A 24,245-nucleotide genomic window follows, 5' to 3' on the forward strand; every position below is an offset into this window, starting at 1 on the left:
CATTGCGGTCATCCGGCGTTGAAACTGATCGATTTCATGTAAGTGAATTCGTTCAACCCTTCGATGCCGTATTCGCGACCGTATCCCGAGCGTTTGATGCCACCAAACGGAGCGTGGCTCGACATGGTGCCCGAACCGCCGTTGATGGAAACCCCGCCCGTACGGATGGCTAGTGCCATTTCGTAAGCCTTGCCGGCATCGCGCGAGTAAATGGCGCCGCCCAGTCCGAAGTCGCTGTCGTTGGCGAGTTCAACCGCCTCCTCGTCGCTGTCGAACCCGATCACCACCGCAATCGGGCCGAACACTTCTTCCCGGGCGATGCGAAAGCTGTTGTCGACATTGTCGAACAACGTGGGTTCGAAGAAGAAACCCCTATCGAGATGGGTGGGGCGTTGCCCGCCCATGACCAAGGATGCGCCTTCGGACCTTGCGATCTCGACGTAGCGTTCGCTGCGTTCACGCGCCGCTTCGCGGATCAGCGGGCCGACCGCCACCGAGGGGTCTGCCGGGTTGCCGATCTTCATCCCGCCGATGATCTGCCCGACGGCCGCGATGTAATCGGCCTTTACCGAATTGTGGACCAGATGGCGGGTGGTTAGTGCGCAGCCCTGCCCGCAATGCATGGTGAAGCCCATGACCCCGGCTGCTGCTGCTTTCATGAGGTCGGCATCGCTGCGCACGACAAGGGCCGATTTGCCGCCGAGCTCCAGCAGTACGCGCTTGAGCGTCGGGGCGGTCTGCGCCTGGATTGCCGCGCCAACCACGTCCGATCCGGTAAAGGTTACGAGATCGACGCGCGGGTCCGTTGTGAGCGCCGAGCCGACGTCCGCGCCACCGGTAATAACGTTCAGCACGCCGCGCGGAAGGCCGACTTCCTCGGCGATTTCGCCGAACAGCAGCGCCTCGAACGGAGTGTAGGGCGAGGGCTTCAAGACAACGGTGCATCCCACTGCAAGTGCAGGAATGACTTTGCCCAGATTGAGGAAGAAGGGATAATTGTATGGCGTGATCGCAGCCACCACACCGACCGGCTCGCGCGACAGCACGTTGGCACCGAGCACCGTGGTGCCATCTGCGGCGGGAGTGAGGTCGATCGGCAGGCTGGTCTGTGCCGGTCGCAGCATGATCTCCACGGTTGTTCGCGCATGTTTCATCGGAATGCCGAACTGTAGATATTGCGCCAGCCCCACGTTGGCGCCAGCTTCGGCCACAATCAGATCGACAATCTCGCCCGTCCGACGTTCGATGGCGTCAAGAAATGCCGTGAGGCGCGCCTGCCGTTCCACTGGCGACATCCGGGGCCAGGGTCCGCGATGAAAGGCATCGTGGGCGGCGGCAATTGCAGCTTCGACATGGGCGGTATTGCCAACAGGAGCGTGCCCCAGGACAGACTCGTCAGCCGGATTGATGACAGCCTCGAAGTTTTCGCATTTTACCCATTCGCCGCTGATGTAGAGCGACTGACAGTCCGTGATCATGGCTTCCTCATCCTTGTGCCGCTGTGCGGTCTTGCGCTTGCACCCTTCTTCGCCAAAGCTCCCGCTCAATCCGATTCACGGGCTTGACATGCGAGGCTGACTTTCACGCTTGATCTTGCTCAAGGCCATTTGTGACACCCTGTCAAGTCTGCAACGACTGCTCATGCTGGCGAACGCCCGAGGCCAACAAACCAGAGCCTTCGTCGCGATATGCGCGATAACTCAAAGAATCGCTGGACTTGACGGTTTTGTCAGTAATACTTCCGTCACGTCAACCCTGGCCTTCATGTGCTCGGGAAACGCCTAAAAAGAGGCTGGCATGAGCCAGACAACCTCCGGGTCTGCCGGAAAGAGAGGTAGTCAGTGCCCAAACCTTATCCGGCGATCACTCCGGAAACTGAGTTCTTCTGGACGGCGGGGCTGGACGGAAAGCTGCGCTTCCAGCGGTGTGACGCGTGTCGGACATATGTTCATCCGCCCCAGCCCCGGTGCCCGGAGTGTCTGTGCGACGGGTTATCCGTGACCACTGTCTCGGGGCGCGGGACGGTGTCTACGTACACGGTCAACCAGCATCAATGGCATCCCGAATTCCCGCCGCCATATGTCATTGCCATCGTCGAGATCGACGAGGCTCGCTATGTCCGGCTCACGTCTCGCCTCATTGGCTGTGACCCGTCCGAGGTCACCTTCGGCATGCCTGTGCAGGTCCTGTTCGAGCAGCAGGGCCCGGCCTACCTCCCCTTGTTTGCGCCTGTGCGGCCATGATCGACAAGTTTGAAAGCAAGGTGCGGATCACCGGGATCGGCCAGTCGCAGATCGGTCGCCGGTTGGGCGCCAGTCCGATCGGCCTGGCGGTGGATGCCTGTCTGGCGGCAATGGCTGATGCCGGTCTGGAACGATCCGACATAGATGGACTGTCCTGCCACCCTGGACCGCTGACGCGCGATGGCTATTCGGGTGGCGGCATCGCAGATGTCGAGCGGGTGCTGCAGGTCCACCCCCGCTGGTTCAATTCTGGGCACGAATTTGCCGGTCATACCGGGGCGCTGGTCGAAGCGGCCATGGCTGTTGCCGCCGGGCTGGCGCGACACGTGATCGTCTGGCGCTGCACCTGGGAATCCTCGGCGCAGCAGCGGCAGACCACGAACCCGCACAGCTCGCCCTCACCGGAAATCGCCGGTGACTTCCAGTGGATGATTCCATTCGGCGCCTTCTCCGCCGCGAATTGGATCGCGCCCTATGCCAATCTGCACATGCACCGGTACGGCACGACCCGCGAACAACTCGGAGCCATCGCGATAAATGCGCGGGCCAATGCAGCGCACAATCCCGCCGCAATCTATCGCGATCCGATTTCCATGGACGATTACCTGTCGGCGCGGATGATCTCGACACCGCTTGGCCTCTACGATTGTGACGTGCCCTGCGACGGCGCTACCGCGGTAATCGTCTCCGAAGCTGCAGCGGCTCGAGACACCCGCGGTCAGTCCGTACGGATCGAGGCATGCGGAACGCAGTTGGTCGAACGCGTGAGCTGGGACAACGGCGTCCTTGACCAGATGCCGCTCGCCCGAGGCGCAGCACAGTCGATGTGGCAGCGTACCGACCTCAAACCTGCCGATGTCGACGTCGCGGAGTTGTACGACGGATTCACGTTCAATTGTCTAAGTTGGCTTGAATTGCTCGGGTTCTGCGCGATCGGTGAAGGTGGCGCCTTCGTGGAAGGCGGGAAGCGAATCGCACTCGATGGCGAACTCCCGCTCAATACCCATGGCGGACAGCTTTCCGCCGGACGTCTGCAGGGGTTTGGCTTCCTGCACGAAGCCTGCGTCCAGCTTCGCGGCGAAGGCGGCGCCCGTCAGGTCCGCGACGCGCAAGTGGCGGTCGTCACCACAGGTGGAGGGGCTCCAGGCGGAGCGCTGCTGCTGACGCGCGACTGACCCAGGCACATCTGGCGGAACAAGGAAAGGAAGGCGGACATGCAATGCGAGGCGATGAAGCGGGGATTTGGCGCCGTCCTCAGCGGTATCAACATTTCGGATGGCCTGACCGCCGGGGACATCGCCACCATCCTACGGTCGCTCTATCGTCATCGCTTTCTGATGATTCCCGACCAGGAGCTCGATACCGAAAGCTATCTCGCCTTTGCCCGGCGCTTGGGGCGTCCGATCGTGTTCTTCGATCCTGCCCAACGTGATGGCGGGACGCCTGAATTGATCGTCATCTCCAACAGTCCCGACACGATAGCGGAAAACCGCGACTTCGCTCTGCATTGGCACTCGGACGGGTCCTACGAGAATCCGCCGGCAAGCATCACGACGCTATATGCAGTAGAGGCACCAGCCAGCGGCAATGAAACGCTGTTTTGCGACATGGTCGCGGCTTACGATGCACTCGACGATGCGATGAAAGCTCGGCTTGAGGGACTGATCGTCGTGCATGGAAAAGGCGACAAGCGGCTCATGGCGGATGGTGAGTATCGCGGTCGGGCGAACGTGCCCTCATTGCCGCAGGTCCATCATCCCTTGGTCCGGCAGCACCCCGTAACGGGCGAGATGCTGCTTTATGCACCGGCTGGCTCAGCCGCCGGCATCGTTGGCATGGCCGAGGACGAGGCCATCGATCTGCTGAGGGAAGTGAAGCGGCATGCAACCAGTCACCGCTTTCAGGCAGAAGGCGCGGCGCGGACGCGCGGCCTGCTGATCTGGGACAATTTTGCAGTGCTGCATTCGGCAACGCCCACCAACTACAGCGACAAGGACGGCGAACGGCGGCTGATCTATCGCATCAGTACCCGCGACATTCCCCAGATGGCCGATTTGGCGGAGGCTTAAGGAATGGACCAGACCATGCTGACAAAGGTGTCCTTGGAAGGGAAGACCGCCGTGGTTACCGGCGGCGGCGGCGGCATAGGCCGGGGCATCGCCAGAGCTCTGGCGAGAGCGGGCGCTGCTGTGGTGATCGGCGAAGTCGAGCCCGAACGCGCGCAAGAAGTCGTCGCGACAATTGCCGCCGAAGGCGGACTGGTCGAAGCGGTGGCCATGGATGCAATGGACAGCGACCAGGTCCGCGGACTGGTCGAAGCTGCAGATCGCAGCTTTGGCAGGGTGGATATCCTTGTCAACAATGTCGGCGGCACCTCATTGCGACCCTTTCTTGAACAGAGCGAGCGGAGCTGGCGGCGACATATCGACCTGAACCTGATCAGCCTCCTCGCAGCGACCTCTGCGGCTGCTCCGGTCATGATCCGAAGCGGAAGAGGCGGTTCGATCATAAACGTCAGCAGCATCGAGGCATCGCGCGCTGCACCAAATTTCGCTGTTTACGCGGCCTGCAAGGCGGGGATGGAGAACTTCACCCGGACCATGGCGCTGGAGTTGTCCGAACATGGCATCCGGGTGAACGCCATCGCTCCTGATCACACACTGACTCCCGGAGTAATGGGCAACCGCAAGGGGCCGGTCGACCCGGCAACCTGGCGTCAACGCTCCGAGGCGGAGGTGGACGGTCTGCTGCGCATCATCCCGCTGGCCCGTGAAGGAACCGAGGAAGAGTGCGGCGACGCCGCCGTGTTCCTCGCCTGCGATCTGTCCGCTTACGTGACGGGTGTCGTGCTGCCCGTCGATGGGGGCACGTCTGCTTCGTTCGGCTGGATGAGAAACCGTGATGGCCTGTGGACCTTAACCGAAGATTTCGATCCCCGGATGGGCGGATGATCAGCGGCGAAAACTTTGGCAAGGTATGGCGGGCTGATGACCCAAGACGGAACTTGACAATATGTCAAATATACTCGCTTGTTGGCGTGTGGTCCAAAATTCGTCCGTGTCGAAATTCTTTTTGACGGGCTGACCGAAGAGACAGAGTTGGGAGAGTTGTGATGAGCCTTGTCATGAAGGGCGTTCGTGTTCTGGAAGTAGCCCAGTTTACCTTTGTTCCGGCTGCGGGCGGTGTGCTGACGGACTGGGGCGCCGAAGTCCTCAAGATCGAGCATCCCGAGCGCGGAGATGCACAGCGCGGCCTCAAGGTGTTGCAGCGCTGGGCGGTAAACCCGCTGCGCGCCACGACCATGCATCATCCCAATCGCGGCAAGAAAAGCGTCGGGATCGACATCGCCACGGAAGAGGGCGTGGAACTGCTGTACCAGCTCGCGGCAACCTGCGACGTGTTCCTGACAAACTTCCTGCCCTCCGCCCGACAGAAGCTCAAAATCGATGTGGAGCACATCCGCAAGGCCAATCCGAACATCATTTATGTTCGTGGTTCGGCGCTGGGCGACAAAGGGCCGGAACGCAACAATGGCGGTTTCGATGCCAGCGCGTTCTGGGCGCGGGGCGGTTCCGCCACCCTGGTAACTCCTGTCGAACTCGATGCTCCACTCCAGATGCCTGGGCCTGCTTATGGTGATACGATCGGAGCCATGTTCATCGCTGGAGGCATTTCGGCCGCACTCTTCCATCGCGAGCGGACCGGCGAAGCGACGGAAGTCGATGTTTCACTCCTGTCATCGGGCATCTGGGCCACCGCGATGAGCACCGACGTGGCGATGGAATTGGGGGCCGTGCCCTTCACCAACCCGCTGCCGGTGAACGGCAAGGTCGTCGAAGGCACCCGCAATCCGTTCATGGGTGTCTATGCGACACAGGATCGCCGCATGATCAACCTGACGGTTCTTCAGCCCGGACCATATATGAGGGATACCTTTGAACACCTAGATCTGGCGCACCTGCTGGAGGATCCGCGCTTCTCAACGGTCGAGGCGCTGATGGACAACGCCGAACTGTGCGTTCCCTATATAGTCGAGGCCATCGGGTCCCAGCCGCTCAGCTACTGGAAGGAGCGTTTGAAAACGATGCGCGGGCAGTGGGCCGTCTATCAGACTCCGTTGGACGTGGCGGAGGACCCGCAGGTCTTGGCGAATGGCATGATCTACGAGGTTGAATCGGCCGATGGCGGAAAGCCGATCCGACTAGTTGCCAATCCGGTGCAGTTCAACCAGCAACCCGCGCAGAACGTGCGTGGCCCCGAAGCCAGTGAACACACCGAAATGGTGTTGATAGAAATGGGACTGGATTGGGACCGGATCGAGGCGTTGAAGGCAAAGAAAGCGATAGCCTGACGCCGTACCCCCGTCGTCTGGTTTCCGACAGATTTGCAAAGGTGACAAGATGGTGCAGCAGATTGAGATGACGGGCCGCGTTGCCGTCGTTACCGGAGCCGCGGCGGGACTGGGACGGGCCGCCGCGCTCCGTCTGGCAGAGGTCGGCGCACGACTGGTGCTGGTAGACGTAGATGCAGATGGTCTGGCGGCTACGGCCGAAATGATCGGCAGCGTGGAAACCGTGCGACATGTGGCCAATCTTGCCGATCCAGACGCTTGTTTTGGTACGATCGCCGCCGCAGTGGAGCAATGCGGTCGGATGGATGCGTTGTGCAACATCGCCGGGATCATCCGGATGGCGCATAGCGCAGATATGCCACGCCGTGACTTTGAATTGACCATGGCGATCAACCTTCATGCACCATGGTATCTGTCGCAGGCAGCGATCCCTCACCTGCTTGAAACCAACGGGGCGATCGTCAACTGCGCTTCCTCGGCTGCCTACATCGGCGAAGCCTACTGCGCGGCCTACACCGCAACCAAGGCTGGGTTGGTCAGCATGACCAAGTCGCTGGCAATGGAATACATGCGCGCACCGATCAGGATCAACGCTGTGGCGCCCGGCGCAATGGCGACCGACATATCTAAAACGATGACTCTCCCCGCCAATCCCGATGCCGAGCTCATGGCCCGGTTCTATCCCATCCGCAGTCTTGTCGAGCTAGAGGATGTTGCGGAACTGATCGCCATGCTGGCCTCTCCAGCCGGCCGCTCCTATCATGGCAGTTGTGTATCAATCGATGCAGGCCTCACGGCCGGCTAGCGCTTGCAGGCGCTCAAAGCGAAGAAGGCGGTCCTCTCGTTCGACGACACGCCGTTCGGTCGATTTTTTACGCAGAGGCCCTGTATGAGGGAAACCGGTTCGCTGGAGGTAGTATCGCAAGGTCAACCACAAGACGGGCAGGCAGGTACAGCAGTTCAACGGCCACATTGACGTCACTGAGCTATCGCGCTGAGCAAAAACGCGCTTAGCTCCGTCAGAGTCACCCAAAAATCGGGCGCACAGTAAAGCCTCGACGCACAGACATGTAGCCGACCGAAAACGCAGGCCAATCAGACCATCAGGAATGCGGGAGTGAATGTTATGCGCCAGCCTGGAAGCTGCGAGCGACCGGACCTTGGTCTTGCGGCGGTAGTCGGCGCCGGGGCGATGGCTAGGGCGATCGCCCGAAGGCTGGGTCAATCCTATCGCTTATTGATTGCCGATCGAGATGCGGATGCGCTCGATCGGCTGTCCGGCGCCATGAAAGACGAAGGCCTCGACGCCCAAACTCATCGTTGCGACATAACCATTGATGACGATGTGAGCGGCCTGGCTGCGCGGGCCGGTGATCTCGGGCCGCCGCGAGTTCTCGTGCACGTGGTCGGGCTGTCGCCCAGCATGGGTGATTTCGATGCGATCATCGCAGTCAATCTGATCGGAGCCCGTCGGGTCGAGCGCGCGTTCCTGCCTCTAGCCGTACCGGGCACGTGTGCGATCTTCATCTCCTCGATGGGTGGGCACGTAGACGATGTTGCTCCTCCGGTCCAAGCCTTGATGGATGAAGATCCACTGGCCCCCGGCTTCGCTCGACGTTTCGCCGAAGCGATCAATCAGCCCCGAACGCCTAATTTAGCTTATCAGCTATCCAAGTTCGCGATGAACCGGATGTGCCGCCGAGAGGCTTCTGCCTGGGGACAGCGCCTAGCGCGGATCGTCTCCCTCTCGCCAGGCCTTATCGCGACGCCGATGGGGGCGCTCGAATTCGCGCGGCAGCCGATGAAGTACGACCTGCTTTCCGCTACGCCCCTTCAACGGGAAGGAACGTTGGCGGAGATCTCCGGTGTAGTCGAGTTTCTTGCGTCGGAGCGGGCATCCTTCATCACCGGGACGGATATTCTGGTCGACGGCGGCTTGGTCGCAGCATTACGCCACCCCTCGGCATAGGCGTTGCACCGCGGCAAAGGTGATTTGGCGTCAGACCCGGCCAACGACGGGAATGCAGGCGCCCGTCACCGCAGAAGCTGCGTTGGAAAGGAGGAACGAGATCACTTGAGCAAGTTCCTCCGGACGAACCCATCGGTCTGCCTCGGCATCGCCCATGTCAGCGCGGTTCACTGGCGTGTCGATGATCGAAGGAAGCACCGCGTTGACCCGGATCTTCCCTTTGTGCTCCTCGGCCAAGGCTTCGGTCAGCCTTGCCACGCCAGATTTGCTGGCCGTGTAGGCGCCCATTCCCGTCAGGGCTTTGAGCGTGCCGGCCGAGCCTACATTGACGATGCCCGCCCCCGGATTCAGCAGAGGCACGGCTGCCCGTGCTGCGTTTAGGGCCGTCCGGACGTTGATACGATAGAGGAAATCCCAGGATTCCGGGCTTCCATCCATGACCGTTTCCCAGCGAAAGCCGCCAGCAATGCTGGCCAACCCTGCTATCCCGCCCGCTGTTGCCGGCCCGCCAAATGCCTTGCTCGTGTCGCTGGCATCGGTCAGGTCCACCCCCCCAATGAAAGTGCCAGGGAAATCTGGTTGTTCTTCTACCAGATCGATGCCAACCACACTAAGCCCCTGTTCGGCGAGGTATCGTGAAACGCAATTGCCGAGAAACCCGGCTGCGCCTGTCACCACCACAGGATGGGTCATCTTCGCGTCTCCTCAAAAGATCTGGGCCGATAACTCGAACGTGGCTGAGGCTAATCAGTCTGAAGCCGGTAGCGGCTTGGCTTCCTTAACCGTCAGGGCGATTCCGTTGACACCCAGCGAGCCCTTGCCTGGCTTGACGCAGAGCAGTTCGAACTGGCCTTCGGCATCGACGTAGCGCTTGCCCATCATCGTCCCGGAAGCAAAATCGGGCGAGAGCGGTGCAGCCTCGTCTGGTCTGACTTCAGCCATAGGCGACCCACCGCACTCGACAGTGCCGTCTCCGCAGCGGATAACCATGACTTCGGTGTCATCTGCGACGCTCCGCAAACGAGTTCCGGGCTTCATCTTACTCTCCTCTAGTCAATGTTCGATCGTGAGACTGCCCATGATGCTAATGGATTGCTCCGCTGCAATCGGTAGATAGCCAGTTTCAGTCCCGTGGGCGTCCATAATACCGAATGATCTGTTCAGGCGAAGCACTCTTCATGCTGCTCTTGTCCAGGTTTGACAACTTATCGACAACCTCGAGAGCGCGAATGGTCGCCGGACGGGCTGCCACCCGATCATACCACTCGCGCGTGGCCGACGCGAACTCCACGTCGGGGAAAAACCGCGAACAGGTCCTCATCCAAGGGAACACCCCCATGTCGGCAATATTGTAATCGGCTCCCGACAGATACCCCGTTTGCTGCAAGGCTCCGTCTATGACATTGCACAGGCGAACCAGTTCACGCTTGTAGCGCTCGACCGCATAGTCGTTGCCTGTCGGCCGATCACGAAAATGGATCGCCTGTCCAAACATCGGCCCGACACCGGCCATCTGGAACATGAGCCATTGCATGGCCTTGTAGCGCCCCGCTCCTGATCCAGGCAGGAACTGCCCTGCCCGTTCGGCCAGATAGAACAAGATCGCCCCGGATTCGAAGATTGTCAGCGGACCATCGGCAGCACTGTCGTCGACGATTACGGGCACCTTGGCATTGGGATTCATCGCCAGAAAACGGTCGGTGAACTGCTCGCCCAGAATGACGTCGCAGCGTTCGAAAACGTATTCCTCGCCCAGTTCCTCAAGAATCAGGAGTACCTTGACGACATTCGGACTGCTCATCCCATAAAGAGTTATCATGCGGGTTCCAGTTGATGTCTGCATCGCCTCGGCGGTCCGTCCGAGGCGATGCCTTTGCAAGGTCAGTTAGGCTGAGTGTCAGCCAGCCTCAGCCGCATCTTTCGCGAAATCGAAGTTCATGCCGACCATGTCGCCGCTATCGCGCCAAGCTTGGAAGTTGGCAAAGAACTTCCGGATGCCGCCGCCATAGACATCGGCGAAGAAACCGTTGTTGTTGGTGACGTTGCCTTCGTTGTTGAAGAACCCGGGCGTGCATTCCGCCCAGTACCGGTCGGCCTTGCGCTTGTGCGACCAGAAGTCATCCAGGAAGTTCTGGACAGATTCCGGGCTCGGTTCTACTGCGGCGGCCCCGCGCTTTTCGGTCTCATTGATCATATGCACAACGTGACCGATCTGGCGCGTGATGCCGTATAGCAGGTTTAGCGAGGCACCGCTCTGCGTCCGGCCGAGCAGGAACAGGTTGGGGAACCCGTCCACGGCCACGCCAAAGAAGGTGCGTAGTCCGTTGGACCAGTAATCCGAAAGCTTCCGCCCATCCCGGCCGACCACGTCATAGCCTGCGCGGTGGACATAGGACGTCTCCGTTTCGAAACCGGTCGCAAAGATCAGGCAGTCGAGCGGATACTCCGTCCCGTTGGTCACGACTCCTTCGGGGGTAATCTGTTCGACCCCGAGCCCGTCCGTATCGACCAGGTGAACGCTGGGCCGGTTGAACGCTTCGAGATAGGTATCGTGGAACGTCGGGCGCTTGCAGAACTGCCGATACCAGGGCTTCAGCGATTCGGCGGTTTTCTGATCCTTGACGATGCTCGAAATCTGATCGCGGATTCGGTTCATGTTCTGGTAGTCATAAAGTTCGAGCAGCTGGCTGCGCTCTTCACGGTTCAGTTTGCGCCCGACCTGCTCCGCCGCCTTTTTCAGCGCCGGGCCGAAGGCTTTCCGGTAGAGCACCGTCCAGCCGTCATTGACCAGGTCGACCTCGACGTCGGGGATGCCCTCGAGCACCTCGGCGAAATTGACCATGCGCTCCCACTGCCAGCCAGGCTTGAGCGAGGCCGCCCACTCCGGATCGGTGGGCTTGTTGTAGCGCAGATCCACGCACGAAGGGGTGCGCTGGAAAACGTACAGCTCCTTGGCTGACGCGGCGAGATGGGGAATGCACTGGATCGAGGTCGCCCCTGTCCCGATGATGCCGACACGCTTGTCGCGCAATCCGTCGAGTCCTCCCAGAGTGTTCCCGCCGGTGTAGCCATAGTCCCAACGGCAGGTATGGAAGGTGTGGCCGCGGAACGAGTTGATCCCGGGAATGCCCGGAAGTTTCGGCTTGCTGAGCGGACCGGTCGCCATCACGACGTACTTTGCCTTGAAGTTATCGCCGCGATCAGTCGTGATGACCCACTTCTTGACTGTATCGTTCCACGTCATACCGGTGACGGAGGTCTGGAACATCGCGTTGTCGCGCAAGTTGTACTTGTCCGCAATGCGATTGGCCTGCGCAAGAATTTCCGGCTGGTACGGATACTTGCAGGTGGGCATGGTGCCCGTATCCTCAAGCATCGGCATGTACACATAGCCTTCGGTGTCGCATTGGGCACCTGGATAGCGGTTCCAGTACCAGGTGCCGCCAACGTCGGCCGCCGCATCGATCAGACGGATGCTGCTGGGCTTGGTGTGACCGCCCTTGCGCAACTGGGCACCGAGCACCAACGAACTGAAGCCTGCGCCGATCAGCAGGAAGTCAACTTCGTCGTTGATCGGGTCCCGCGTGAAATCAGGATCAGCGTGCGGGTCTTCGCAGAAATGCGAAAGTTCGCCAGCGATCGGCTGATAGGAACGTGCACCTCGCTCAAGCCGCTTGTCGCGTTCAAGTAGATACTTCGCGTGAAGGGCATCGGGATCGAAATCGATCTCGCCAATGATCTGGTTTACAACCGGTGCAATTTCCATCGTCCTAGTTCCCTACACTCAAGCGCCCGAGACGATGCCCGTGGCCTGCCTGACCCATGATTGCAGCAGCCCCCTGGACCGGACTTCGATCGCCCGGCTGCGGTTATGAGCCGACGGCGGACTTCTCCACCTGAGGAACTGCAATGAACATTTTTGACATGACCGTCAAATCATTTCTTTTCCGAGACGGCCTGATCTCCAAAACCACTCATGAGCAACGTTGTATCTGCCGCACCGGCTTTGCCAGCAGATGCACTCGCCCATTCTCCGCTACTTGACAACCTAGTCAAACGTACACTGTGTAGTTGAGGTGAGTCGATGCCACGCGGAGCCCCAGATAGTGCAATTCAGACCCGTCGATACTCTTGCTGGAGGCACGATTCCCGTCGATGTGCGCGTTGATGTCTGCGACCGGATTTATCGATATGCCTATTGTTGCGACACGAAGCAGTATGACGCCCTTCCTGGCTTGTTCGCGGAAGACGGCGTTTTTGACGAGAGGTGTCTGGGGTTCCCGCTCGTGAAAGGTCAGGAAGAATTACGCCGCGTATTTTCTGTGCCGAGCGGAAAGTATGTCTATTTTGTGCATTTCATCAGCAACGTGATGCTGCACGGGTATGATGGTGAGTCTGTCCGGGCAATTTCCTACCTGCGTGGGGAAGGCCTGCTTGCAACCGGCGCGAGGCCAATCATCCTGGGATATTACGATGACGTCTTCGTCAGGCGGGATGGCGATTGGCTGATTGGCTCGCGCTGCCTCGTACCGTTCGCCGCACCTTCGGGCTTCAGCGTTACCAAATGATCGCTGTACATTAGGAGGGACCGCCATGCAGGAATCGCTACAGAGAATCACGATGGATCCTTCCGAGCCTGGGCGCGACTGGTTGGAAATACGGGCCAAGTTGGATCTCTACGGCTTTGCGGTCGATGCTCTGCGGTGGGATCTGTTCGAGCAGATTTTCTCCGGGCCTGCAGTCTTCGTGAGGCACGCCGACAACAGCGCATACACCAGCCTCGCGGCCTTCGTGGAGGGCTTCGACCGTGTTCACCGCTGCTTCGACCGGACAAGGCACAGCATCACAAATGCCATCATCGACATTGCCGATAATCAGGCTCGGAGCCTGACTTACGGCCAATGGCGGCTGATCAAGCAGGGTTTTCCCGGGGGAGACGTCTGGCGCAGCGAAGGCTGGTATGAGGACGAATGGACGCGCGGTCCGGCTGGCTGGAGAATTGTCCGACGCCAGTCGTGGGAGTTATGGGGAGAGGGCAACTGCGCAATCATCGGGGCTGATGCCGAGCATTTTGCCCGACGTTGCCGACCATTGGCGACCTCGACGTTTGCCCGTAGCATCGGGGCAGGCTGAACAGACACGGGGGACTGCCCGGCCCATTCGAAGGCGTCTCAGGCGGTGCTACGCCGAGCTTCCTCGATCAATCCGCGTATTGCGGCATGCACTGCGAAGGGCTGATCGATCATCAGATGGTGGCCCGCGCCGAAAATCTCTATGAACGGCGTGCCGGCAGGTGCCTTGGATTTCTGCAGCGTGACCATGTCTGCGGTGACCAGCTTGGAATCGGCGCCATAGATGAACGCAAGCGGACACCGTGCCTTGCTCAGCGTGTTCCAGCCATCATAGCGAGCAAGGTGATTCCAGAACTGGGGGTCAAAGCTCCAGCGCCAGGCGCTTTCGCTGTCCTTGACCAAACCCTTTCGAGCAATATCATCGATGATGAACAGGTTGCTGTGTTCCTGCGGCGGCGCCAGCCGGAACCGTGCCAAAGCGTCCTTCTCGCTCGGATAACTGCGACCTTTGGTGGTAAGCACCTCCTGGTCAAAGCTTGGAGCGACCCCGCTATCTAGCAACAGGGCCCGGGCGAAGCGCTCGCCCTGAAGCGCTGCGATGAAGATTGCCGGTTCCGCGCCATAACTGTGCGCCACCACCGACGGGAGTTCGGCCGCGGCGAACAGTTGTGCGGCTTCCGCTACCGCCACCGCTTCAAGCACCTGCATTTCCACCGAATAGGTTTCACGCCAGCCAGAACCACCCATGCCGGCCAATGACATCGCACAAACGCGGTAGTCGCGACCGAGCAGCGGAGACAGCGGCCCCCACCAGTGCGCGTGGGCAAAGTTGCCATGTATAAGCAGAATGCCGGGCTTACCCACTTCGCCCCAGCAGAAGAATTCGATCTCTGCACCTGCGACTGCAACACTCTGGCGCTCGGGCTGAACCGCCATGACATCGGTAAACCATTGCGGCGCAGGCGGGCGCTTGCCAGCAAAAGCAGCAAGGGGGTAGCGGTCGGTATGGTCAGTGGTGGCGTTCATGGCAGTCCATTAGCAGTTATTAAGCACAGGCCGAGATGATGAGGGCAGATAGCGTCATATGCCACCTGCCCTGCCACCCCGTTGCATGTGTCGATCAGAATTTAACCTGCAGTTCACCTGCGATCGAAGCTGGCCGCGCCACGACGCCACGCGTACCTGCGGTTGCGATCGCCATGGCCTGGTTGTACTTCGAATTGAAAACATTGTTGCCGATCAAAGAAACACTTACCTTCTCGCCCGGCCAGATCCACGTCGCCCGCATGTTCGTGACATTGTAGCTTGGTTGCTTGACCGTGTTGGCCGCGTCCCAGAAGAAGCTGCCGCTGAAATAGGTGTTGCCCGATATTTCGATTGAAGACGCGCCAATCGGCTGGGTGTAGTTGGCTCCGAAACCCAAAGTATAATCGGGCTGGCGTACCATGGCATTACCAGAAGCCGTGGTATTGCTCTGGACGTTGCCATTGCTCGTGCCATTGACCGGATTGACCGTCGAGGAAGGAATCAGCGCGATCGCGCCAATGAAATCCCTGTAACGGGCGTGCGAGTACGCGGCTGTAGCAGTGAGCCTGAGGTGATCGGATACGACGAAACTCATGTCTCCATCGATGCCGGTGATCCGGGCGCTGGCTGCGTTCTGCAAGCGCGTAACGGCCGTGGCGTTACCCACGAACGAGCTCACCTGAATGTTGGTATAATCATAATGATAGGCAGCGGCGTTGAAGGTGAGGCCGTTGCGCGCGACCTTCAGCCCGGCCTCGTATGCCGTGACCTTTTCGGGATCGACTGCCCCGATAGTCGCGAGGGGATCTGCCCCTCCGGGAACGGTGCTGGAATTGTAGGCCCCACTCTTGAAGCCCTGACTGAACGTCGCGTAGACGTTAACCCGGTCGGCCAGCTCATAGCGCACAGATACTCGGGGCGTGAAGCTGTTCCAAGTCTTGTCCAGGCGGTAGACTGGACCGGACGTAGCAAGAGCTTGCGACGTCAGTCGCTTGTTTTCCGTGCTGTACCGCACCCCGGCGATGAGCGAGAGCTGGTCCGTGGCCTGGACGTTGACCTCGCCGAACAGACCCAGGGCCTTGGTCAGTACGTTTGAGCGCAAAAAGGCCGTATCGTTGATCACGTAGGTAGGCTGATCGGCATCGTCGCGGAACAGGAATACGCCGCCGACCCAGTTCAGCGTCCGGTTGCCCGATGAACCAATCGTCAGTTCTTCCGAAAGGGAATCGCTGATATTCCGATAGAAAATCTTCTGGATGGGCAGTGGGCCGCCGTCGAGGTCGGTGAGGTTCCGCAAGCTTACGTGCTGGTAGCTGGTAAGCGACTTGATCGTCACTTCGCCGGTATCGTGCTGCGCTGTCAGGCTGATCCCGCTTTGGTTCACCCGATTGAATGGATCAAGCGACAGAGCGGTAGTCCCCGGCGTGCGCGCATAAGGCTTGCTGGCATCGTTGAATGCCGACCGCGAATTGTTGAGTACGAAATAGGGAGTCAGGACCGAGTTGTCGATCAGGTTAGCAACGTTCCCCGTCAGGATCACCTTCGTGTGATCGGTAGGAGCCCATTTGACCTTGCCTATCACGCTCATCGTCTTGTGCGCGCCGACAGTAACGTTCCGGTTCAGGTCGCGGACGTAACCGTCGTCCTGACGATAGACCGCTGCAACATTGGCAGAAACGTCATCAGAGCCTGTACTTGCGTAGGCCTTGATCCAGCGGTCATTGAACGATCCGAACCCAGCACTTGCCTCGACTGCCGTACCGGCCTGCGGCTCGCGGGTGTGGATCTGGATTGCGCCACCAGTGGCGTTCCGCCCGAACAGGGTCCCTTGAGGCCCTTTGAGCACTTCGATCCGGTCGATGTTGTTCAGTTCGAACAAGCCGCCGAGCATGGTTGCCTGGTAAACGCCATCAACATAGGTCGCAACGTTCGCGCTGTCGCCAACGTTCGTGCCGGTGGTTCCGATGCCGCGGATGGTCGGCTGCGTCAGGACGCCGGTCTGGCTGTATTGCAGGCCAGGTGTTACCTGCGTCAGCCCTTGAACGCCGTTGATGCCAGCGGCAGTCAGGGACTTGTCGCTGAGCACGCTGATCGACAAAGGCACGTCGACCTGACGTTCCGATCGCCGCTGCGCGGTGACGATAATGTCAGGTTCCGAAGGCGTCGCGGCCGTTGGTCCGGTCTGGGCATAAGTCGGCACGATCCCGACAAGCGCTACCATGGAAGCGCAGGCCAGCAGTCCAATCTGGTCTTTCAGATGCGTCATCAGGAACCTCCCCTTTGGTTCTCCAGCCCAGCAAGCGCAGCTTCTTGGTTTCTGCGTCCCTTTTGCGTGAACTCAGGCGATTTTCGCCATATGCCCACGGGGTAATCCGTTTGACGAAGTTGTCAACTTTAATATAAGTATGCCAGATACACGGGCGGGCACCTGCCACGCCCGGACAAGGGCGGGATGACAGATGGCTAATGCAGAACGTCCTGGACGGAGCGGCACAGAGGCTCGCGACCGGTGGTATATCGTATTCGTCCTCGTATCGGCCGCGGTGCTTTCATACCTCGACCGCGGTATAGTCGGTATTCTCGTGCCGGACTTGCGCCGATCCCTTGACCTTAGCGAGGTGCAGATCAGCATTGTCCAGGGATTTGCGTTTTCGTTGTTCTTCGCAGCCGGCGGCCTGCTGATCGGCACTTTGACCGATCGCCTGAACCGCAAGATGATTGTCCTCTGCGGCGTCGCGGGATGGAGCATCATGACGATGCTGTGCGGTCTGGCACAGAACTTCGAACAATTGTTCGCAGCGCGCGCTGGAGTCGGGATCGGCGAAGCGTGCCTGTCTCCGGCAGCCTATTCCATGATTTGCGACCTGTTTTCGTCCGAGCGCCGCGGCCGCCCGATGAGCTTCATGGTGATGGCGGCGGCGATCGGCGGCGCCGCCTCGTCCCTGTTGGGTGGCATCGTCCTCAAGGCTCTGGGGGGCAGTGGCGAAATCGAGCTCCCGTTGCTGGGCGCGCTGGAAGTCTGGAGGGTTACTTTTCTGCTGGCTGGCGCGCCAGGATTGCTGATGGCCCTGCTGGTTCTGACGATACGCGAGCCGACTCGCGCGGCTGCAACCCGCCCGGCTGAATTTGGCACTAACTATGCCAGGTTTGTCTGGAGCAATTGGCGAGTGACAGTATCTCTGAAACTCATGATAGCCTTTACGTTTGCCACCTCGTACGTGGCGACCGCGTGGGTGCCGAGCGTCCTGATCCGCAACTTCGGCCAAAGTGCAGCCGATGCCGGGATTGCCCTTGGCATCATCATGGTGCCCAGCAGCGTCCTTGGCGGATTTCTTGGTGGACAGCTGGGTGACTGGATGGCGCGGGAGAACCGGCCTTATGGTCGGCTACGGGCCTGGCTGGGCGGAACAGTTCCGATCGTGATTGGCGCCATGATGATGGGTTTCGGATCAGAGCCAGCGTTTTACGCCGGCACCCTGATTGTGCTTGTCACGAGCGGACTGCTTTCGAGCCTCAGCTACCCGGCGCTTTACGACATCACGCCTGTGCAATTCCGTGGCCGAGCGATTGCCGTATTGCTGCTGCTGGCCAACGTGATCGGTATGGGCGCGGCGATCACCGCTGTCGCTGTTCTGACAGAATATGTGTTCGGAAACGATGCGGCGGTCCGTGGCTCGATGTCAATCGTGATCGCGACCGCCGCAATCATTTGCCCTTTGCTGGCCCTGTTCCAGCTTAAACCCTATGAGGCTCTACGGCTCGCTGCTCAATCGACGCCGACAGCGGTAGCGGACTGAGAGGTCAAACCGCAAACGATCCTGTCGGGCGATAATGGCATCGTGGTCCAGCGCTGATCGAACGGCGCCAACGCATCGGCAAGGGCATTGACCAGAGTTGGTGGAGAGATCATCGCCCCACCCTCGCCCACACCCTTGAACCCGCCGGGCGTCGATGATGGCGTGCACATATGACGGTATTCGATCTTGGGGACATCCAGGGCCGTGGGCAGCAGGTAATCCTTGAGCGTGACCGCCAACGGCTGACCATTTTCGTCATAGCGGATATGCTCAAACAGTACCCCGCCGATGCCCTGTACTACGCCGCCTGCGATTTGCCCTTCGACTATTGCGGGATTAATCAGCTGGCCGCAGTCTCCGCCCGCCACCCAGCGCAGGATGGAAACCTTGCCCGTAACGATATCGACTTCGCAGATACAGGCATGAGTCGCGTTCGCGAAAACCATCGGAGGCGGGCGAAAACGGTACTGTGCCTCCAGCCCCATCTCCATGTCAGGCGGCAGGCGGTCAGGGGCGACGTAGGCCAGCATCGCGATTTCCGCGATCGAGGAGCGAATTTCCGGCGAGCCGTCCACCGTAATCACCCCGCCCTCGATCCTGATCGATTCCGGGCTTGCGTTATAGGCATATGCAGCGATCCGGCCGATCTTGTCGCGCAACAGGTCTGCAGCCTTGATGGCCGCGCCACCTCCGGCGACAGCCTGCCGGCTTCCTCCTGCACCTGAGCCGAAGCCTGTACGTGAGCTGTCGCCCTCAACGACTGTCACGTCCTCCATTCTCACGCCGAGACGTTCCGCAATCACCTGGGCGATCGAGGTGGCAGTGCCGTGGCCCTGCGAGAAGGTCGTGGTCATGGCTGTGATTTGCCCGTTCGCCTCGACCCGAACGTGTGCGACATCCGACGCGAAATAGCCGAACGACACAGTTGTTGGCTCTATCCCGTTGGCAATGCCCAGCCCGATGTAGCGACCGTTCTCGCGCGCTGACGCCTGTTCGCGGCGAAAGGCAGTCAAATCGAAGGCCTCGAGAGTGAGTTCCATCGTCTCGCGCGGGCTGAGATCGGTAAGCACCATCCCTGCGGCAGTCTGAAAAGGCTGATCTTCCTTGCCAATGATATTCTTGCGTCGCAGCTCGACGGGATCCACACCCATTTGTCTCGCCGCAATGTCGAACATGACCTCTCGCGCGAACATTTCCATCATCCATGGACCGCGGTAAGGCGCAAGACCAGTGGTGTTGGTGTGCCAGCCGCGAGCCTTCCAGCGGTAATGCGGCAGCCGGTACGGTCCGGGAAACATCGGCGTGACGAGGCTTCCGCTGGATTGCACGGCGTACGGATAGGCGCCAAAGTCGCAGTCATACTCAATATCCGCGGCGAGCAGCCGATGATCGGCATCGAACGCCAGCCTGACGCGCATCTGGTCTTCGCGGCTTTGCCCGGCGGCGATCAGATTTTCCAATCGATCTTCTATCCATTTGATCGGTCGCCGGATCAGGATTGCCGCAGCGATCACGGCCAGATCGTCCCGCTGCGGTGACATCTTGAGGCCGAACCCTCCGCCTACGTCCTGCCCGACCACCCGAACCTGCTGCTGAGGCAGGTTGAAGACCTTCGAAATGTGAAGGGACGACAGATGTGGACTTTGGCAGGCCGAATACACGGTGAGAGCGCCGCTCCCATTGCGCGCCGCGACGAGGCCACGCGGTTCCATCGGCATGTGCGCCTGCCGGCAATTGCGCACCACGTCCTCGACCAAATGGGCAGCACCGGCGAAGATGGCGTCGATTGCCCCATTCTCTCCGCTGTCTTGCGCATTCGAGAGATTGCTCGTCAGGTTTGGGTGTAACGGCCCCATGGCTTTGGCTGCATCTATGCCGATTACCGGGGTTTCGGTCGCATAATCGACCTCAACCAATGCGGCACCATCTTCGGCGATCGCGCGCGTCTCCGCCACGACAAGTGCGACGGGATCACCGACAAAGCGAACGTCCGATCGCGCGAGCAAGCCATTATCCGGGCCGGGACATTCCGGCATATCAAAAACCGGATTGCCAACCTGATAACCCAGACGATCGATATCGGCTGCGGTGAGTACCGCGACCACGCCAGGAAGGTCCCGCGCACGCTGGGTGTCCATGCGAATGATTTGGCCACGCGCCACGTTGCTACGTACGAAAGCGGCGTGCAGCATGCCCGACAGAACCACGTCGTCGATATAGGTCCCGGTTCCGGTAAGCAGTCGACCGTCTTCCTTACGCTGCACGCGCTGGCCGATGAACCGTGCCCCCGATTGTGTAGCCAGATCGTTCACTTGCCCTGCTCCGCCAGCCGCTCAACCACTCTGAGCACTCCCTGATACCCGGTGCACCGGCACAAGTGGCCAGACAGCGCGGCGCGCATCTCTTCTCCAGTGGGGCGCGGCTCCAGCCGATCCATTGCGACCAGCGTCATCAGGAAGCCGGGCGTACAGAACCCGCACTGCAGCGCGAACTCTTCGCGAAACAATTGTTGAACGGGGTGCAGTTCCTCGCTGCTCCTCGCAAGACCTTCCACTGTTTCCACGCTCTTACCGTTCGCCTGCACAGCCAGCATCAGGCAGGCACGAACGGGATGCCCATCGACCAGTACGGTGCAGGCTCCGCACACGCCATGTTCGCAGCCTGCATGTGTTCCGGTACACCCGGCATCAACGCGGATGAAGTCGAGCAGCGTCCGTCGCGCTTCTGCCGTTCCCTCGACTGTCCAACCGTTCAGCTCGAATTCGATGAAGTGGACGCTCATGCCGCGACCCTCCCGCCCAAGGTTTGTATACTGCGTTCGAACAGGCGTGTGGCCACGGTCTTGCGATAATGGGCCGACGCATGAAGGTCGTCGGCCGGTTCAACCTCCGCCAATGCGATCCGGGCGAGTTCGCGTGGATCCAGATCGGACAAGGCGACGCCGGTCAATGCTCGTTCCGCCGCAAGGCCGGCAATGGGCGTAGGCCCCATCCCGAACCAGCCAATTCCGGCCCTCGCAATCTTCTGGTCGCAGACGTCGAACAGCATGATCAAACCGACCAGCGCAAAATCACCCGCGCGTCGCGCCACTTCGTGAAAGACAATTTGAGTACCAGCGGGCCATTGTGGAAAGTGCACTGCTACCAGAACTTCATCATCGGCCCGGGCGGTGAGGTACGATCCCAGATAAAAATCGCGCGCCGGGACGAGTCGGGCCCCTCTTGTTGACCGCAATTCGATCATGGCTCCCATCGCTACCGCCGTTGCAGGTTGCTCTGCTGCGGGCTCGCCAAGCGCGATCGAACCACCGACCGTTCCCCGGCTCCGGGTCTGGTAATGTCCGACATGTGCGATGGCGCGGGTCAGGGCCGGAGCGTGGCTCGCCACAATCGGACTGGTCAGAGCGGCCGCCTGGCGGGTTGCAGCGCCGATGCGGACACCCTTTTCGCCCGAGGTAATCCCCGCCAGGTCCGCCGCCGGGTTGATGTCGACAATAACCGCTGGCGTCGCCATACGCAGCGCGAGCAGTGGCATCAGGGTCTGCCCTCCTGCGAGGATTGCACCTTCCGCGCCGGTTTCGCCCAAAAGGTGGACAGCCTCGTCCGCGCTGCCAGCCTCCACATAATCAAACGGTGCAGCTTTCATCAGCGCTGCCTCCCCACCGCATCCGCCAGCCGCGCAATGGATTCATCGTCCAGCCGGACAGTCGCAAGAGACCGGCCAGAGCGTCGGCCAACTATAAAGGCTGTTGCAGCCACCACTACACCCAGTAGCGCAGCCACGATAAAGGCCAAGCGTTCCAACCCGGACGAGTTCGCCACTAGCCCGCCGATCAGCATTCCGGTCGCGAGCGCCGCCAGCGAAATGACGAGGCAGACGCTGGTGGCGATGCCGCCTTCTTGGATTGCCTTCTGCGGAAGCGAGATGTGCTTGGCCACCACCGCTGCCGGTTGGGCTGGATCTGCAGCCATGGCCACCGGCGTGGACGCGGGACTCGCACCCTTGACGACTTCCTGCGCAAAGCGGGAAAAGAACACTCCGGCGAGTTGCTTGGCCGTAAGGTCAATCAACTTGCCGCCAAGTTGCGCGAGCCTGCCGCTTACCTCCGCCGAGGCCTCATAGTGCAGGATCGTGTCAGCCCCATCCTCAACAAGTCGGACTTGTGCCCCGCCTTTGGCCGCGCCGGCAGCACCCCCGCTTCCCTCTCCACTGATCTTGTAACCGTTGGGTGGATCGAGATCGTACAGCCGAACCTTGCCGCCGAACCGAGCGCTGATCGGGCCTACCTTGATAGTCGCGGCAGCCTCGAACGCATCGTCGCCAATCGGAACAAGGGACTGGCAACCTGGAATTGCCTGTCGCAGGATTTCGGGGTCGTTGAGCGCCGCCCAAACTGCCTGGATTGGAGCCGAAATCCGCTCCTCGCCGGCCATCTTCATTGGTAAAAGTTCCTTTTTTTGATCAGTGATTTGATCATTGAATGGCGCCGGCCGGATGCCAAGACATCCGGACTAGCGAACTCGCAGGACGTCATCAGGTGTTTATCACAGCCGCGGGAGGCCTTTGCTTCATGGCAAGATTGCATACGGCTGCGACGGCGAACGCTGGCATCGCGGCAATCAGGAACGGGGCATAGCTGCCAGCCCAGTCGAAAGTGGCACCTGCCAGCAAAGAGCCGAGGCCAGCGCTCAGGCTCATCACTCCGGCCAATGAAGCAAGGACCGTACCGTAGATCCGCATGTCGAAGCAGCGGGAGCAAAGGTACGCGAGGCAGGCTGGTCCCGCACCGTTGAGCAAGCCGAATACCAACGCCGCCAGTGCGCCGGTCATGACCGAGTGTTTCGTCAACAGAAGGCCGGCCGCAATGACGCCGCAAAGCAGGAAACCGGCAAAAACCCGATTTCCTGGTACCCGATCCAGCAGCCAGCCCGAAGCGGCCTGCCCGGCCAGAGAGGCCCCCCCGATCAATGCCGCGAGGCCAGCTGCCGTTTCAGCACTAATCCCGTCCTCGCGCAGCAGGGGCACGAAATGTATGTTTAGCGCGCTAAGCGGCAGGAAGGTCGTTACGCAAATCAGCAGAAAGCCCAGGAACGTGCGGGACCGGAACAGGTCTCTCAGCCGTGGAGTGCCAATGACGGGCGCGGTTGGTGCCGATGCTGTGATCGAGTGGGCCTTTTCTACAGACGGGTCATTAAAGCACCACAGAACCAACGGCAACGCGATTGCGGCCTCAAGCGCTGCAATGGCAAGATAACCGGTTCGCCAATCGGCATAGTGGAGAGCCACGGCCGCAAGCGCTGGCATGCTTATGCCAGCGAGACTCGTGCCACTGAGCGCCACGGCAATCGCCATGCCACGCCCCCGATCAAACCGCCGCGAGACGCCCGCGGCCCAGACATTGAACTTCGCCAGCGCGCCGCCCGCCCCGAGGATCACCCAAGTGGCCCACCAGCCCCAGATGGAGGATCCGGTCAGACCGAGAGCGGCCACTGCAGCCAGGTATAGCGTCAAGCCCGGCAAACCCACTCGACGCGCTCCGAACCGATCCACCAGCATTCCGACGAAGGGCGATGCGACGATCGACACGATGCTGGAAAGCATCATGCCAAACGTGATTTCAGACCTTGTCCACCCCGTTTCAGCCTCGATTTCGGGCAGGAACACCCCCAGCGTTCCAAAGTGGATCAAGCTAGCCATGATCGCAGCCGACGCGGCAATCGGCACGGGCCAGTTGGCGCGCCATTCTGCGAGCACTGCCTCGCGACCGGGCGCCCCCCCAGCGTGGTC

General features: G+C 60.4%; 22 protein-coding genes and 1 pseudogene. 11 read left to right on the forward strand and 12 right to left on the reverse strand.

Translation table 11 applies throughout. The annotated features are described in order from the left end of the window. Window positions 1-8 precede the first annotated feature (8 nt). The gene (locus tag ACETPF_RS10525) at window positions 9-1,547 is read right to left on the reverse strand and encodes an aldehyde dehydrogenase family protein (RefSeq protein WP_373934426.1); all 1,539 of its coding nucleotides are present in this window, start codon (window positions 1,545-1,547) and stop codon (window positions 9-11) included. A 294-nt stretch (window positions 1,548-1,841) separates the two neighbouring features. Between ACETPF_RS10525 and ACETPF_RS10530 the strand changes: the two are divergent. The 8 genes and pseudogenes from ACETPF_RS10530 to ACETPF_RS10565 form a co-directional block, all read left to right on the forward strand. After that, window positions 1,842-1,970 (forward strand): annotated as a pseudogene (locus tag ACETPF_RS10530) (zinc ribbon domain-containing protein); the annotation flags it as partial. A gap of 27 nt (window positions 1,971-1,997) precedes the next feature. Then, entirely contained in the window at window positions 1,998-2,243 is a 246-nt protein-coding gene (locus ACETPF_RS10535) for a Zn-ribbon domain-containing OB-fold protein (RefSeq protein WP_373934541.1), read from the forward strand. Continuing rightward, window positions 2,240-3,418, forward strand: coding sequence for a thiolase family protein (locus ACETPF_RS10540; protein WP_373934427.1), 1,179 nt, complete (start codon window positions 2,240-2,242; stop codon window positions 3,416-3,418). Before ACETPF_RS10535 ends, ACETPF_RS10540 begins: the two co-directional genes overlap by 4 nt. A 39-nt stretch (window positions 3,419-3,457) precedes the next feature. Beyond that, on the forward strand, window positions 3,458-4,312 hold the full coding sequence (locus ACETPF_RS10545; protein WP_373934428.1) for a TauD/TfdA dioxygenase family protein: 855 nt from the start codon (window positions 3,458-3,460) through the stop codon (window positions 4,310-4,312). Window positions 4,313-4,315: 3 nt separating this feature from the next. Next, on the forward strand, window positions 4,316-5,194 hold the full coding sequence (locus ACETPF_RS10550) for an SDR family NAD(P)-dependent oxidoreductase (RefSeq protein WP_373934429.1): 879 nt from the start codon (window positions 4,316-4,318) through the stop codon (window positions 5,192-5,194). Window positions 5,195-5,355: 161 nt separating this feature from the next. Continuing rightward, on the forward strand, window positions 5,356-6,594 hold the full coding sequence (locus tag ACETPF_RS10555; protein ID WP_373934430.1) for a CaiB/BaiF CoA transferase family protein: 1,239 nt from the start codon (window positions 5,356-5,358) through the stop codon (window positions 6,592-6,594). Between the two features lie 49 nt (window positions 6,595-6,643). Further along, entirely contained in the window at window positions 6,644-7,399 is a 756-nt protein-coding gene (locus ACETPF_RS10560) for an SDR family NAD(P)-dependent oxidoreductase (protein WP_373934431.1), read from the forward strand. 321 nt (window positions 7,400-7,720) lie between these two features. After that, window positions 7,721-8,563, forward strand: coding sequence for an SDR family oxidoreductase (locus tag ACETPF_RS10565; RefSeq protein WP_373934432.1), 843 nt, complete (start codon window positions 7,721-7,723; stop codon window positions 8,561-8,563). Window positions 8,564-8,593: 30 nt separating this feature from the next. Here ACETPF_RS10565 and ACETPF_RS10570 read toward each other — a convergent pair whose 3' ends face one another. The 4 genes from ACETPF_RS10570 to ACETPF_RS10585 form a co-directional block, all read right to left on the reverse strand. Next, window positions 8,594-9,256 (reverse strand): SDR family oxidoreductase, encoded by a 663-nt coding sequence (locus ACETPF_RS10570; protein WP_373934433.1) that lies wholly within the window; start codon window positions 9,254-9,256, stop codon window positions 8,594-8,596. 54 nt (window positions 9,257-9,310) lie between these two features. Next, on the reverse strand, window positions 9,311-9,601 hold the full coding sequence (locus tag ACETPF_RS10575; RefSeq protein WP_373934434.1) for a hypothetical protein: 291 nt from the start codon (window positions 9,599-9,601) through the stop codon (window positions 9,311-9,313). A gap of 85 nt (window positions 9,602-9,686) precedes the next feature. Continuing rightward, window positions 9,687-10,406, reverse strand: coding sequence for a glutathione S-transferase family protein (locus ACETPF_RS10580; protein ID WP_373934435.1), 720 nt, complete (start codon window positions 10,404-10,406; stop codon window positions 9,687-9,689). Between the two features lie 54 nt (window positions 10,407-10,460). After that, window positions 10,461-12,329 (reverse strand): flavin-containing monooxygenase, encoded by a 1,869-nt coding sequence (locus ACETPF_RS10585; protein ID WP_373934436.1) that lies wholly within the window; start codon window positions 12,327-12,329, stop codon window positions 10,461-10,463. Between the two features lie 340 nt (window positions 12,330-12,669). On the opposite strand from ACETPF_RS10585, the gene ACETPF_RS10590 reads away from it, so the two are divergent. Both ACETPF_RS10590 and ACETPF_RS10595 read left to right on the forward strand, forming a co-directional pair. After that, window positions 12,670-13,131, forward strand: a complete 462-nt coding sequence (locus ACETPF_RS10590; RefSeq protein WP_373934437.1) for a nuclear transport factor 2 family protein — start codon at window positions 12,670-12,672, stop codon at window positions 13,129-13,131. Window positions 13,132-13,156: 25 nt separating this feature from the next. Next, window positions 13,157-13,696 carry a nuclear transport factor 2 family protein gene (locus tag ACETPF_RS10595; protein WP_373934438.1) on the forward strand — a complete coding sequence of 180 codons (540 nt, stop codon included), beginning with the start codon at window positions 13,157-13,159 and terminating at the stop codon, window positions 13,694-13,696. A 38-nt stretch (window positions 13,697-13,734) separates the two neighbouring features. On the opposite strand, the gene ACETPF_RS10600 is transcribed toward ACETPF_RS10595, so the two are convergent. Both ACETPF_RS10600 and ACETPF_RS10605 read right to left on the reverse strand, forming a co-directional pair. Further along, entirely contained in the window at window positions 13,735-14,661 is a 927-nt protein-coding gene (locus tag ACETPF_RS10600; RefSeq protein ID WP_373934439.1) for an alpha/beta fold hydrolase, read from the reverse strand. A 94-nt stretch (window positions 14,662-14,755) separates the two neighbouring features. Continuing rightward, the gene (locus ACETPF_RS10605) at window positions 14,756-16,927 is read right to left on the reverse strand and encodes a TonB-dependent receptor (RefSeq protein ID WP_373934440.1); all 2,172 of its coding nucleotides are present in this window, start codon (window positions 16,925-16,927) and stop codon (window positions 14,756-14,758) included. 193 nt (window positions 16,928-17,120) lie between these two features. Here ACETPF_RS10605 and ACETPF_RS10610 point away from each other — a divergent pair, with 193 nt between their 5' ends. Then, the gene (locus tag ACETPF_RS10610; protein WP_373934441.1) at window positions 17,121-18,458 is read left to right on the forward strand and encodes an MFS transporter; all 1,338 of its coding nucleotides are present in this window, start codon (window positions 17,121-17,123) and stop codon (window positions 18,456-18,458) included. Here ACETPF_RS10610 and ACETPF_RS10615 read toward each other — a convergent pair. The 5 genes from ACETPF_RS10615 to ACETPF_RS10635 all read right to left on the reverse strand — a co-directional run bounded on the left by ACETPF_RS10615 (window position 18,428) and on the right by ACETPF_RS10635 (window position 24,155). Next, window positions 18,428-20,770 carry a xanthine dehydrogenase family protein molybdopterin-binding subunit gene (locus ACETPF_RS10615; protein ID WP_373934442.1) on the reverse strand — a complete coding sequence of 781 codons (2,343 nt, stop codon included), beginning with the start codon at window positions 20,768-20,770 and terminating at the stop codon, window positions 18,428-18,430. The genes ACETPF_RS10610 and ACETPF_RS10615 overlap by 31 nt on opposite strands. Continuing rightward, the gene (locus ACETPF_RS10620) at window positions 20,767-21,240 is read right to left on the reverse strand and encodes a (2Fe-2S)-binding protein (RefSeq protein ID WP_373934443.1); all 474 of its coding nucleotides are present in this window, start codon (window positions 21,238-21,240) and stop codon (window positions 20,767-20,769) included. The genes ACETPF_RS10615 and ACETPF_RS10620 overlap by 4 nt, the downstream gene beginning before the upstream one ends. Further along, window positions 21,237-22,103, reverse strand: a complete 867-nt coding sequence (locus tag ACETPF_RS10625; RefSeq protein ID WP_373934444.1) for an FAD binding domain-containing protein — start codon at window positions 22,101-22,103, stop codon at window positions 21,237-21,239. Before ACETPF_RS10625 ends, ACETPF_RS10620 begins: the two co-directional genes overlap by 4 nt. Next, window positions 22,103-22,897, reverse strand: coding sequence for an SRPBCC family protein (locus tag ACETPF_RS10630; protein ID WP_373934445.1), 795 nt, complete (start codon window positions 22,895-22,897; stop codon window positions 22,103-22,105). Before ACETPF_RS10630 ends, ACETPF_RS10625 begins: the two co-directional genes overlap by 1 nt. Window positions 22,898-22,991: 94 nt before the next feature. Beyond that, window positions 22,992-24,155 carry an MFS transporter gene (locus ACETPF_RS10635; RefSeq protein ID WP_373934446.1) on the reverse strand — a complete coding sequence of 388 codons (1,164 nt, stop codon included), beginning with the start codon at window positions 24,153-24,155 and terminating at the stop codon, window positions 22,992-22,994. Window positions 24,156-24,245: the final 90 nt, after the last annotated feature.

Source organism: Sphingobium agrisoli (assembly GCF_041877245.1).
Classification (GTDB): domain Bacteria; phylum Pseudomonadota; class Alphaproteobacteria; order Sphingomonadales; family Sphingomonadaceae; genus Sphingobium.